This is a genomic window from Brevundimonas naejangsanensis, from assembly GCF_003627995.1.
GTDB lineage: Bacteria > Pseudomonadota > Alphaproteobacteria > Caulobacterales > Caulobacteraceae > Brevundimonas > Brevundimonas naejangsanensis_B.
In genome coordinates, this window is record NZ_CP032707.1 from 331,524 (window position 1) to 343,532 (window position 12,009).

General features: G+C 69.3%; 14 protein-coding genes. 7 read left to right on the plus strand and 7 right to left on the minus strand.

The features are described from left to right. The first annotated feature begins 38 nt into the window (after positions 1 to 38). The gene (locus tag D8I30_RS01540; RefSeq protein ID WP_121481166.1) at positions 39 to 476 is read left to right on the plus strand and encodes a PaaI family thioesterase; all 438 of its coding nucleotides are present in this window, start codon (positions 39 to 41) and stop codon (positions 474 to 476) included. Here the strand turns inward: D8I30_RS01540 and D8I30_RS01545 are convergent. The 4 genes from D8I30_RS01545 to D8I30_RS01560 all read right to left on the minus strand — a co-directional run bounded on the left by D8I30_RS01545 (position 460) and on the right by D8I30_RS01560 (position 4,196). Further along, complete coding sequence (locus D8I30_RS01545) at positions 460 to 1,098, minus strand: YoaK family protein (RefSeq protein ID WP_121481167.1); 639 nt, start codon at positions 1,096 to 1,098, stop codon at positions 460 to 462. The two genes, D8I30_RS01540 and D8I30_RS01545, sit on opposite strands and share 17 nt — an antisense overlap. Positions 1,099 to 1,105: 7 nt before the next feature. After that, a complete protein-coding gene (locus D8I30_RS01550; protein ID WP_121481168.1) occupies positions 1,106 to 1,726 on the minus strand; it encodes a glutathione S-transferase family protein in 621 nt (206 codons plus the stop codon). 34 nt (positions 1,727 to 1,760) lie between these two features. Next, entirely contained in the window at positions 1,761 to 3,032 is a 1,272-nt protein-coding gene (locus D8I30_RS01555; RefSeq protein ID WP_121481169.1) for a NupC/NupG family nucleoside CNT transporter, read from the minus strand. A 285-nt stretch (positions 3,033 to 3,317) separates the two neighbouring features. Then, complete coding sequence (locus D8I30_RS01560; RefSeq protein WP_121481170.1) at positions 3,318 to 4,196, minus strand: branched-chain amino acid aminotransferase; 879 nt, start codon at positions 4,194 to 4,196, stop codon at positions 3,318 to 3,320. Between the two features lie 88 nt (positions 4,197 to 4,284). On the opposite strand from D8I30_RS01560, the gene D8I30_RS01565 reads away from it, so the two are divergent. The 3 genes from D8I30_RS01565 to D8I30_RS01575 all read left to right on the plus strand — a co-directional run bounded on the left by D8I30_RS01565 (position 4,285) and on the right by D8I30_RS01575 (position 7,194). Continuing rightward, positions 4,285 to 5,016, plus strand: coding sequence for a response regulator (locus tag D8I30_RS01565; RefSeq protein ID WP_205570736.1), 732 nt, complete (start codon positions 4,285 to 4,287; stop codon positions 5,014 to 5,016). A 239-nt stretch (positions 5,017 to 5,255) separates the two neighbouring features. Continuing rightward, the gene (locus D8I30_RS01570) at positions 5,256 to 6,614 is read left to right on the plus strand and encodes an ATP-binding protein (RefSeq protein ID WP_121481172.1); all 1,359 of its coding nucleotides are present in this window, start codon (positions 5,256 to 5,258) and stop codon (positions 6,612 to 6,614) included. Positions 6,615 to 6,702: 88 nt separating this feature from the next. Continuing rightward, positions 6,703 to 7,194, plus strand: a complete 492-nt coding sequence (locus D8I30_RS01575; RefSeq protein ID WP_121481173.1) for a hypothetical protein — start codon at positions 6,703 to 6,705, stop codon at positions 7,192 to 7,194. Positions 7,195 to 7,252: 58 nt separating this feature from the next. Here the strand turns inward: D8I30_RS01575 and D8I30_RS01580 are convergent, their stop codons facing one another. From D8I30_RS01580 to D8I30_RS01590, 3 genes are all read right to left on the minus strand, one after another. Next, positions 7,253 to 8,050, minus strand: coding sequence for a pyrroline-5-carboxylate reductase family protein (locus D8I30_RS01580; RefSeq protein ID WP_121481174.1), 798 nt, complete (start codon positions 8,048 to 8,050; stop codon positions 7,253 to 7,255). After that, the gene (locus D8I30_RS01585) at positions 8,050 to 8,553 is read right to left on the minus strand and encodes a YbjN domain-containing protein (RefSeq protein ID WP_121481175.1); all 504 of its coding nucleotides are present in this window, start codon (positions 8,551 to 8,553) and stop codon (positions 8,050 to 8,052) included. Before D8I30_RS01585 ends, D8I30_RS01580 begins: the two co-directional genes overlap by 1 nt. A gap of 78 nt (positions 8,554 to 8,631) precedes the next feature. Continuing rightward, complete coding sequence (locus D8I30_RS01590; protein ID WP_121481176.1) at positions 8,632 to 8,895, minus strand: accessory factor UbiK family protein; 264 nt, start codon at positions 8,893 to 8,895, stop codon at positions 8,632 to 8,634. 180 nt (positions 8,896 to 9,075) lie between these two features. Between D8I30_RS01590 and lgt the strand changes: the two genes are divergently transcribed. The 3 genes from lgt (at position 9,076) to pgeF (ending at position 11,967) form a co-directional block, all read left to right on the plus strand. Next, positions 9,076 to 9,954: a prolipoprotein diacylglyceryl transferase gene (gene lgt, locus D8I30_RS01595; RefSeq protein ID WP_121481177.1), complete on the plus strand. Its 879-nt coding sequence runs from the start codon at positions 9,076 to 9,078 to the stop codon at positions 9,952 to 9,954. A gap of 166 nt (positions 9,955 to 10,120) precedes the next feature. Further along, positions 10,121 to 11,200 (plus strand): class I SAM-dependent methyltransferase, encoded by a 1,080-nt coding sequence (locus D8I30_RS01600; RefSeq protein WP_121481178.1) that lies wholly within the window; start codon positions 10,121 to 10,123, stop codon positions 11,198 to 11,200. Further along, positions 11,197 to 11,967 carry a peptidoglycan editing factor PgeF gene (gene pgeF / locus D8I30_RS01605; RefSeq protein WP_121481179.1) on the plus strand — a complete coding sequence of 257 codons (771 nt, stop codon included), beginning with the start codon at positions 11,197 to 11,199 and terminating at the stop codon, positions 11,965 to 11,967. The genes D8I30_RS01600 and pgeF overlap by 4 nt, the downstream gene beginning before the upstream one ends. Positions 11,968 to 12,009: the final 42 nt, after the last annotated feature.

Sequence of the window (12,009 nt, forward strand, 5' to 3'; positions counted from 1 at the left end):
ATGCTGCAGGGCGAGACCGGAAAGAAGGCGAAACCGACATGGTCGGAAGAATCACTGTCACCGAGGGCGAGTTCGCCGGCTGGGAAACCTATGAGGTGAGCGGCGCCACCTTCGATTCCACCGTCGGCCCCTTCTATCGCCGGCCCGACCCCGACGGCTCGATGCGCTGCGCCTTCCGCGCCGAGCAGAAGCACATGAATTTCGGCGGGCGGATGCACGGCGGCTGCCTGATGACCTTCGCCGACATCGCCATGTTCCAGATCGCCTATCAGGAGATGGAGGGCGCCTCGGGCGTGACGGTTCAGTTGGACTCCACCTTCATCGACGGCGCCTATGTCGGCGAACTGCTGGAGGCGACCGGCCAGGTCACCAAGGCGGGCAAGAGCCTGATCTTCGTGCGCGGCCAGATCGTCACCGGCGAGCGGCTGCTGATGACCTTCTCGGGCGTAATCCGGAAGTTCACGCCGCGCGGCTGATCCGCGTCACGACCGACAGGATCAGGGCGAACCCCGCCGCCGGCCACAGGGCGATCAGGCCCACGCCGTGATAGGCCGCCGCGCCGAGAAGGGCGCCGCCGGCCAGGCCCGCCCACAGGGCCAGATAAGGGCGGAACGCCCAGGGATCGCCGCCGCGCAGGGTCGCCGCCAGGGCATGGCCGGTCTTGACCAGGGTTCCGGTCATATAGGTCAGGCTGACCCCCACCTCGCCGTCGCGCAGGAAGACGGAGTTCTCCGCCCCCATGGCCAGAGCCATCAGGCCGATCGCCAGGGGCGCGAGGCCGGCGCCCGCCGCGACGGCGGCCCCGGCCAGCAGCAGGGCCTCGACCGCCAGCACCCGGCTGCGCGAACGCGCGCCCTCGCCGCCCGCGACCAGGGCGCCGATCATGGCCCCCAGGACGAACAGCCCGAGGATGGCGGCCACCCCGGCGGCGGCGGCCCAGCGTCCCTCGGCCAGCTTGACCGCCATGCGGGTGGTGTTGCCGCTCATGAAGGAGACGAAAACCCCGCCCAGATGCAGGAAGCCCAGACTGTCGACATAGCCCGCCAGGGCGGCCAGCAGCAGGGCCAGCCAGCGGTCCGGCGGCGTCAGCGTCCGCAAGGCCGGGTCACATCCCCGCCGAGGCCGCCGGGCGGGCGCGGCAGGCCTCCAGCCAGCGGGCCAGGTGGGTGAACTCCTCGGGCGGCCGGTATTTGACCAGGCGGGCGAAATCCAGCCCGACCACGCCGACGATGTCGGCGATGGTGAAGCGGTCGGCGGCGACGAACTCATGCTCGGCCAGATGGCGGTCCAGCGTCTTCATGAAGCGCTCGGCCGAGACGCGGTTGTAGTCGGCCACCTGGGGCTGCTGGGTCGCCTCCAGCGCCGCCAGCGCCGGATGGGTGTGGCGCACGTTCAGCATGATGGGGTTGGCCAGGTAGAACTCGCAGCGGCGGGTCCACATCTCGATGACGGCCTGTTCGCGCGCGTCGCGCCCGAACAGGTTCGGCTCGGGATAGAGGTGCTCCAGATAGCGGCAGATGGCGATGGATTCCGAGATGCAGGTCCCGTCATCCAGCTCCAGCGCCGGGACGTGGGGCACGCCCACCTTTGCGCGATAGTCGGGCGTCCGGTGCTGACCGGCCAGCAGGTCGACCTCGACGATCTCGACGTCCTGGACGCCCTTCTCGGCCATGACCCAGCGCACACGGCGCGGGTTGGGGGCGCGGCGGCTGTCGTAGAGCTTCATGATGCGAGACCTTCGGTTTCCTGCGGAAACGCTACTAGGCGAAGACGGAGGCGGGCAAGGCCCCGACGATGCAGGCCGTCATCAGGGTGGCCAGGAAGCCCGCGAACAGCGCCTTCCACACCATGCCCAGAACCTCTTCGCGCCGCTCGGGCATCAGCACCGACAGGCCGGTGACGGTGATCCCCACCGAGCCGATGTTGGCGAAGCCGCACAGGGCATAGGTCATCAGCATGCGGGTGCGCTCGCTCATCTCGCCCGCCGGAATCTTGCCCAGTTCGATGAAGGCGACGAACTCGGTCAGGGTCAGCTTGACCCCCAGCAGCCAGCCGGCCTTGGACGCCTCGGCCCACTCCACCCCCGTCAGCCAGGCGACCGGGGCGAACAGCACGCCCAGGACGCGCTCGACCGTCAGCGGCTCGCCCGCGATGACGAAGCCGCTGAGAAAGACGTTGGCCAGGGCCACCAGGGCCACGAAGACGATCAGCACGGCCGAGATGTTCAGCACCACCATCAGGCCGTCCGACGTGCCCTTGACGATGGCGTCGATGGCGCTGTCGTACTTCAGCGCCGAGTTGTAGTCGGCGACCGCCCCGCCCTCGCCCGGCTTTTCCGGGATGATGACGCGCGCCAGCAGCACGCCCGCCGGAGCCGAGACGATGGAGGCCACCAGGACGTGGCCCGCCGCATTGCTGAGCACCGGCGCCAGAATGGTCGCATAGGCCACCATGGTCGAACCGGCTACGGTGGCCAGGCCGACCACCATCATCAGGAACAGCTCAGAGCGGGTCAGCTTGTCCAGATAGGCGCGAATGACGATGGGGCTCTCGATCATGCCCAGGAAGACGTTGGCGGCGACCGCCAGGGCCGAGGCCCCGCCCAGACCCATGGTCCGCTGGAACAGGAAGCCGAAGCCCAGGGTGATCCACTTCAGAATGCGCCAGTGCCACAGCAGGGCCGACAGGGCCGAGATGACCAGGATCAGCGGCAGCACCTTGAAGGCGAAGGTGAACAGGGCGCCCTCGTTCTGCACCGGATAGGGCTGATCGCCGCCCGCCAGGAAGCCGAAGACGAACTTGGTCCCCTCCTCGGTCGCCAGCTCCAGGCCCCGGACCGCGTTGTTGATGCCGTCCAGCACCACCTGCGAGCCGGGAATGGCGAAGGTCGCCAGCACCAGGGCCGCCTGCACCAGCACCGCCCCGATCGCCAGCCGCCAGGGGAAGACGCGGCGGTTCTCGGAGATCGCCCAGCAGACGGCGACGATGACGACCAGGCCGAACAGGCTCTGGAGGTTCAGGAGGCTGAACATGGAAAGGCGGCTCCGCGACCGGCGCTACGGGAGCCGGCTTCTCAGCTGTGCTTGAACGACAGCCGCGCGCGGCTGGCAAGGGGGACTTTTTCCCTCTCCCGATGGGAGAGGGCTTGAGCGCACGAGAGCGAAGCGATCGTCCTTGCGCGAAAGGGTGAGGGTTCGCGATTGAAGGGGTCGCGCAACGGCTGACGCCGACTTCAGCCGAGAACCCTCACCCTTTCGCCTTGGCCAATCGCCTTCGGCTCTTGGAGGCTCAAGCCCTCTCCCATCGGGAGAGGGAGACTAGAGCGTTCCGCGCACCAGCTTGCCGTAGTCGTCCATCAGGGTCAGCGACAGCTCGCCCGGCGCGAAGCGATAGTCGCCGACAACGCCCACGGGGGTCACCTCGGCCGCCGAGCCGGTCAGGAAGCACTCCGAGAAGTCCGCCAGTTCTTCCGGCAGGATGTCGCGCACCACGACCTCGGTCCCGCGCGCCTTGGCCATCTCGATGACCGTCTGGCGGGTGATGCCGTCCAGGATGTGGTCGACGCGCGGGGTGTGCAGGGCGCCGTCCTTGACGAAGAAGACGTTGGCGCCGGTCGCCTCGGCTACATAGCCGCGCCAGTCCAGCATCAGGGCGTCGTTGAAGCCGCGCTTCTCGGCCGCCGTCTTGGACATGGTGCAGATCATGTAGAGGCCCGCCGCCTTGGCCGTGGACGGGGCCGTGGCCGGGTCGGGGCGGCGCCATTTGGCCCACTCCAGGGCGATGCCCTTCTTCTTGACCTCAGGGTCGAAATAGCTGGGCCATTCCCAGGCGGCGATGGCCAGGTGAACCCTGCTGTTCAGCGACGAGACGCTGAGTTGCTCGGCGCCCAGATAGGCCACGGGGCGGATGTAGCAGTCCGTCAGGCCGTTGCGCGCGCAGGTTTCCTTGCAGGCGGCGTCGATCTCGGCCACGCTATAGGGAATCTCGAAGTCGAGCAGTTCGGCCGAGCGCTTCAGGCGCTCGCTGTGGGCTGTCAGCTTGAAGATTTCACCGCCATACATACGCTCACCCTCGAACACCGACGAGCCGTAGTGGAGGCCATGGGTCAGAACGTGCGTTTTCGCCTCTCGCCAAGGGACGAAGTCGCCGTCAAACCAGATCCAGCCGTCACGATCGTCGAAAGGAACGAAGGCCATTGAAGAACGTCTCCCGCGCAACGATCTCGGTTAGACGCCTGTCGCACGCCAGCGTCAACGGCGCATCGCGAGGAGAGTCGCTATGAGCATGATCGATCCTCGCGCCGGCGGGCGCTCGGGCCCCGTCGCACCGGCGGGCAGCGGCCGCCACCTGCTGATCGTCGACGACGACGACCGCATCCGCGAACTGCTCAAGGAATTCCTCAGCCGCGAGGGCTATCGCGTCACCGGCGCCGCCCACGCGGGCGCCGCGCGCCGCCTGGTCGAGTTGATCGAGTTCGACCTGATCGTGCTGGACGTGATGATGCCGGGCGAGAGCGGCTTCGACCTGACGACCTGGATCCGCAGCCAGGCGGCCCTGTCCAAGACGCCGGTGCTGCTGCTGACGGCCAAGGGCGACCCGGACGACCGGATCGAGGGCCTGTCGCGCGGGGCCGACGACTACATGTCCAAGCCCTTCGACCCGCGCGAGCTGGCGCTGCGGATCGAGGCCATCCTGCGCCGCACCGGCGGCAAGCTGATGACGCCCAAGGAGATCCGCATGGGTCCCGCCGTCTTCGACATGGAGCGGCTGGAGCTGACCCGCGACGGCGCTCCCCAGCGCCTGACCGAGGCCGAGGCGCAACTGCTGAAGACCCTGGCCATCCACGCCCATTCGCCGGTCGAGCGCATGACCCTGTCGCCGGATACGGCCGACATCACCGGTCGAGCCGTGGACGTGCAGGTCACCCGCCTGCGCCGCAAGCTGGAGGCGGACCCCAAGAACCCGCGCTATCTCCAGACCGTTCGCGGCGTCGGCTATATGCTGGCGCCGGACTGAGGCCGAGCCTTGCGACCCTCTTTTCCGTCATCCCCGGGCTTGTCCCGGGGATTCATAAACACGGCCGTTCGTCGTCGTGCGCGGTCGTTGAGGTCGGCGTCTATGGGTGGCCGGGACAAGCCCGGCCATGACGTTTCTGGAGCGCGCCGAGCCTTTCCGCGGTCGTGTTTCCGGATTCTCGGGACAAGCCCGAGAATGACGGTGAGAATAGGCTCGACCGAGACTCGTAGGACGCCCCCATGCGGCTGATGCCGTTCAACGTCTGGACGCGGTGGATCAAGCGTCGGCTGCCGACCTCCCTGTGGGGCCGGTCGCTGCTGATCATCGTCCTGCCGGTGCTGATCATGCAGGCGGCGGTGACCTGGGCCTTCTTCGACGCCCACTGGCAGGCGGTGACCGCGCGCCTGTCCGAAGGCCTGGCCGGCGACGTGGCCTGGGCGGCGGAAAGCTATCGCGACGATCCATCGAGCCCGAACCTGGCGCTGATCTCCGAGCGCGCCGAGCGGTCGATGCAGCTATCGATCGCCTTCCAGCCGGGCGCCGCCCTGCCCAAGGAGGAGCGACGCGGCGCCCTGGGCCTGGTGGACCGGACGCTGGAGAAGGCCCTGGCCTCGCGCCTGGACCAGCCCTTCTGGTTCGACACCACCCGCTACCCCGCCTATGTCGACATCCGCGTGCAGGAAGCCGGCGGGGTGCTGCGCATCATCGCCCCGCGCGAGCGGGCTGTGGCGACCCAGGCTCACATCTTCGTCCTGTGGCTGATGATCGCGACGGTGCTGCTGCTGGGGGTGGCGGTACTGTTCATCCGCAACCAGGTGCGCGCCATCGAGCGCCTGGCCCATGCGGCCGAGGCCTTCGGCCGGGGCGAGAGCGTGCCCCGCTTCAAGCCGCACGGCGCGCGCGAGGTGCGGGCCGCCGCCAGCGCCTTCCTGGACATGCGCTCGCGCATCCAGCGCCACATCGACCAGCGCACGGCCCTGCTGGCCTCGGTCAGCCACGACCTGCGCACGCCCCTGACCCGTCTGCGGCTCGAACTGGCCCTGGCCCCGCCCTTCAAGCGCGCCGAGGCGATGAAGGGCGACCTGGACGAGATGGAGCACATGATCGACGAATACCTGGCCTTCGCCCGCGGCGAGGCCGGAGAGGCGATGCAGACCGTCTCCGTGCCCGAAATGCTGCGCCGCGCCGCCGAGGACGCCCGCCGCTCCGGGGCCGAGGCCGAGGTCGAGGCGCCCGACGACCTGGACATGCTGGCCCGCCCCCTGGCCTTCCGCCGGGCGATCAACAACCTGGTCGGCAACGCCGCCTCGCACGGCGAACACGTGCGGCTGACGGCCCGTCCCTTGCCCTCGGGCGGGCTGGAGATCACGGTCGAGGACGACGGCCCGGGCATTCCCGAAGACATGCACGAAGAGGCCTTCCGCCCCTTCTCGCGGCTGGACGCCTCGCGCAACCAGAACCGCAAGGGGGTGGGCCTGGGCCTGGCCGTGGCGCGCGACGTGGCGCGCGGCCACGGGGGCGACATCACCCTGGGCCGCAGCGACCTGGGCGGGCTGAAGGCGTCCATCCGTCTGCCGGCGGATCGTCGCGCCCCTTAGATCTTCGCGCGAAGGCTCTGGCGCAACAGCGAAATCATCGCCATGTTGCACCTGTTCCAGGGGGGCCTGGAATCAGGAGTCCGACACCATGCGTCGTATCGCCTTCCTCGCGCCGCTGGCCGCCGCCCTCGCCGTCTCCGGCGCCGCTGCGGCCCAACCTTCCGCCGTGGTCGTCACGGTCAGCCCCGACTTCGCCAAGACCGCCCAGGAACTGGGCGAGCGCGACGTGCAGCAGCAGGTCAGCGACCTGACCCGCACGGTCGAGCGCGTGCTGACCCAGCGCCACGCCCTGGACGGCGCCCGCATCGAACTGGTCATCACTGACCTGAAGCCCAACCGGCCCACCATCCAGCAGATGTCGGACAAGCCCGGCCTGGACATGATGCGCAGCCTGTCGATCGGCGGCGCCGCCGTGGAAGGGACGGTGACCATGGCCTCGGGCGCGGTCGAGCCGGTCAAGTTCGACTACTACACCCCGACCCTGGCCGACGCCCGCGGCTCGACCACCTGGACCGACGCCCAGCGCGCCTATGACCGCCTGGCCCGCAACCTGGCCGAAGGGCGTTACGTCCAGCGGTGAGACTTCTTTCCTCCGGGGAGGCCCGCACATGCCCCTCTCCCGCCGGGAGAGGGTTGGCCTAGGCGCTGAGTTCCGTCGACTTGGCGACCGCCGCCGTCACGGCGTCCTGGACCGCGCGGTCGAGGGCGCCGTTTTCGTTCAGGGCGACCAGGCCGGCCTGGGTCACGCCGCCGGGCGAGGCCACGCGGTCGATCAGGGCATCGAGGCCTTCCGTCCCCTCCACCCCGGCGGCAGCCGAGCGCAGGGTGGCGCGGGCCAGACGGGCGGCGGCCTCGGGCGACAGGCCTTCCGCCTCCCCGGCCTGGGCCAGGGCGCGGGTGAAGGCGAAATAATAGGCCGGACCGCAGCCGGACACGGCGGTCGCCGCGTGCATCAGGGCCTCGTCGTCCAGCAGCACCGTCTCGGCGATGGGCTCGAACAGTTCCTGGCCGACCGCGAGGGCGGCCGCATCGGCGGCCCACAGCGTCGCCACGCCGCGCGCCTGGGCCACGCCCGTCGTCGGCATGACGCGCACGACCGGACGACCGGCGTAGCCCTGGGAAATCGTCTCGCCGCGCACCCCGGCCATGACCGAGACGATCACGGCGTCAGGGGCCAGATGCGGCAGGACGGCTTGCGCCGCCTCCAGCCATTTGGCGGGCTTCACGCCGATGACGAAGGCGCGGGCCTCGGCCAGGGCTTCCAGCGGCGGATTGATCCGCGCGCCCCTGGCCCGCGCCGCCTCGGCGGCGGGCTTTTCGGACGGCGTCAGGATGATCAGGTCGGCCGGGTCGACGGCGCCCGTCGCCAGCCAGCCTTCCAGAATGGCCGAGCCCAGGCGGCCCACGCCCTGAAGGACGATCGGCCGCCGCGTCATCAGGCGTTGCCCACGGTCTCGAACAGGCAGGCGTCGATCGCCTCCTTGGGCTTCTTGGAGCCGCGCACCATGAAGTCGAAGGCGGGATAGTAGCGGTCCGCCGCCTCGACCGCCGCGTCGATCATGGACGCGGCCTGGGCCAAGGTCGGCCGCTCGCTATGCGGCAGGGCCAGGGCGTGGCGGAAGACGATCTCGCCCTCGTCCGGCCAGATCTCGAAATGACCCAGCCAGGTGCGTTGGTTGATCATGGAGACCAGTTCATAGGCGGCCGCGCGGCGCGTCTTGACCACGCGCAGGTCGAGCGCCAGGCACAGCTGCAGGCAGTCGCCCTCGGGGCGCCAGGCGAACCACAGCTCATAATCCTTCCAGTCGCCGGCTAGGGCGAAGGCCAGATCGCCCTCGTCCGTGCGGTCGAACGGCAGATTTTCCGCCGTCAGGACGTGTTCGACCACATCCAGCGGATCAAAGGGCAGGTCGACCTCTTCGGGTCTCACAGCATCCATCAGGCGTTCAACTCTTCAACGGCGGCAGCGACTCAGAGGAGCGCTTTCCAGGACGGTAGGCGTGTTCGCAGATTCGGCTCAACCGGCTGAATCCGGGGTCGAGGCGGCGTCTGTGGACGATCCCTTGGCGGCCTTCAGCGCCGCGATCTCGGCGCGCAGGGCGGCGATCTCGTCCTTGAGCACGTCGAACTCGTCGCGGCGCACCAGGTCCATCTCGGCCACGAAGCGGTCGGCCTGGGCGCGCCAGGCGGCCTTGGCCTCTTCACCCGCCGCCTGGGCCAGGCCCATGGCGCCGGTGGTCAGCTTGGCGAACTCATCAAGCAGGGGGTTGCGCGTCTGCATGGCGGCCTCTTGAGAACTCACGGACCTGAGGTCCGATCATGGTTAACGGTGCATTGATTTGGGTAAACCAAACCTTACCCGCCAGCCGCCTATAGACTGCTTCGCTGGAAAAGCGCGCGACGAATGCAGTCCCGCTTGCTAGACGAATGGACGAACCCTGAAAGCGCAGACGGAGGCCCCGTGCCCTTTCCCGAATTCGATCCCATCCTGATCCACATCGGCCCCCTGCCCATCCGCTGGTACGCCCTGGCCTATGTGGCCGGCATCGTGCTGGGCTGGTGGTATGCCTCGCGCCTGGCCAAGACGGAGCACCTGTGGGCGCCCGGCAAGCCCCCGGTCACGGGACCGCAGCTGGATGACCTGGTGTTGTGGATCACGCTCGGCGTCATCCTGGGCGGCCGCTTCGGCTACGCCCTCTTCTACAAGCCGTCGATGTTCACCCAGCTGTTCACGGGCGACAGTTGGGGCCAGCGGCTGGAGCTGCTGCAGCTGTGGACCGGCGGCATGAGCTTCCACGGCGGCTTCCTGGGCGTGGTCATCGCCCTGGCCCTCTACGCCAACCGCCAGAAGATCAATCCGCTGAGCCTGGGCGACCTGATCGCCCCCGTCGCCCCGCTGGGCCTGTTCTTCGGCCGCATCGCCAACTTCATCAACGGTGAGCTGTGGGGCCGCGAGACGACGGTTCCCTGGGCCATCCGCTTCTGCAACGAGCGCATTCAGCAGATGTACGGCTTCTGCCCCGCCGGCAACGAGCCGCGCCATCCCAGCCAGCTGTATGAGGCAGGCCTGGAGGGCCTGCTGCTGTTCATCGTCCTGTCGCTGGCGGTGTGGAAGTGGAAGATGTTCAAACGCCCCGGCTTCGTCACCGGCCTGTTCCTGCTGGGCTACGGCGTCAGCCGCGCCGCCCTGGAGAACGTGCGCCAGCCCGACATCGGCATGGAGAACCTGCCGCTGGGCCTGACCATGGGCATGATCCTGTCGATCCCGATGATGCTGGCGGGCGCCTGGCTGATCTGGCGGGCGCTGAAGAAGCCGGAAGCGGCCGCGTCGGCGGATTGATTTTCTTCGTCATTCTCGGCCTTGTGCCGAGAATCCAGAAACACGACGGTCGGATTCAGGACGCGACGCGCCTATGCCAGGCCTTGAGTTTCTGGATCCCCGGGACAAGCCCGGGGATGACGGAAAAAGAGAGCAGCAGGACATGAGCCCTCCATCAGAGCCCCCAGTGACGCAGACGCTCAAGGACCGGCTGGTCCGCGAGATCGTGCTGACCGGGCCGATGACGGTGGCGGACTACGTCACCCGCTGCCTGCACGACCCCAAGGGCGGCTATTACGCCACGCGCCCGGCCTTGGGCGAAGGCGGCGATTTCATCACCGCCCCGCTGATCAGCCAGATGTTCGGCGAACTGATCGGCCTGTGGGCCATCGAGACCTGGAGCCGCCTCGGCGCGCCCCAGCGGGTGCGGCTGGTCGAGGTCGGGCCGGGCGACGGCACCCTGATGTCCGACGTGCTGCGCGCCGCGCGGCTGGTCCCGGCCTTCCTGCAGGCGGTCGACCTGATCCTAATCGAACCCAGCGCTCCCCTGCGCGCCGAACAGGCGCGGCGGCTGGCCGAGGCCGACGTCCACCCGCGCTGGCTCAGCGCCCTGCACCAGGTCGAGACCGACGCCCCGGTCATCCTGATCGCCAACGAAGTGCTGGACTGCCTGCCCGCCCGCCAGTTCATGAAGACCGAGGGCGGCTGGGCCGAGCGCCGCATCGGCGTGACCGACGATAACGAACTGACCTTCGGCCTGACCGCCATCGCCGACGGATTCGAGACGCCGGGCTTCGAGGTCGAGCCGGGCCAGATCATCGAGATTTCGGAACAGCAGGCCGCCTTCGGCCGCGACCTGGCGACGCTGATCCGCGCGGCCTCGGGCGCGGCCCTGCTGATCGACTACGGCCGCGGCAAGCCCGAGGCGGGCGATACCCTGCAGGCCCTGCGGCGGCACCGGAAGGTCGACCCGCTGGAGACGCCGGGCGACGCCGACCTGACGCAATGGGCCGACTTTCCCCTGGTACTGGAGGCGGCGGTGCGCAGCGGCGCCGACGTGACCGGCTGCGTCGGCCAGGGCGACTTCCTCAAGGCCCTGGGGATCGAAGCCCGCGCCCAGCGGTTGATGCAGGGACGCCCCGAGGCCGCCCCCGTCATCCAGCGCCAGCTGGACCGCCTGACCGCGCCGGACCAGATGGGCGACCTGTTCAAGGCGGCGGCGATCTTCTCGCCCCGCTCGCTGGCCCTGCCGGGATTTGAGGCATGAGTTTGAACCCCATCACCCACCCCCTTCTGGACAAGGCCGGGGTGCGTCACGGCTTCTTCACCCGCGAGGGCGGGGTGTCCGAGGGCATCTACGCCGGACTGAACGCCGGCGTCGGCTCCAGCGACGATCCGGCCCGGGTCGCCGAGAACCGCCGCCGCGTCGCCGCCTGGATGGGCGGCTCCTACGACGATCTGTGCGGCTGCTATCAGGTCCATTCCTCCGTCGCCCGCGTCGCTGACCGCGGCTGGGCGGGCGAGCGCCCCGAGGGCGACGCCGTGGTCGCGGGGGTGAAAGGGCCGATCCTGACCGTCCTGACCGCCGACTGCGCGCCTGTCCTGTTCGCCGACGCTGAGGCGGGCGTGGTCGGCGCGGCCCACGCGGGCTGGAAGGGCGCCCTGGGCGGCGTCATCCACTCGACGGTCGCGGCCATGACGGCCCTGGGCGCGCGGGCCGACCGCATGGTCGCCGTGGTCGGCCCCTGCATCGCCCAAGCCTCCTATGAGGTCGGCGCCGACTACCAGGAGCGCTTCGCCCACCACGACCCCGGCAGCGAACGCTTCTTCGCTCCCGGCGCGGCGCCCGACAAGCGCCAGTTCGACCTGCCCGGCTTCGTGCTGTGGCGGCTGGAGCAGGCCGGCGTCGGCGAGGCCGCCTGGACCGGCGACGACACGCGCGCGGACGCAGAGCGCTTCTACTCGAACAGACGCGCCTTCCTGGCGGGCGAGCCGGATTTCGGGCGATTGGTTTCGGCGATCACCCTGACCTGATCCTTCTCCCCTTGTGGGAGAAGGTGGGCGGCGAAGGCGCTC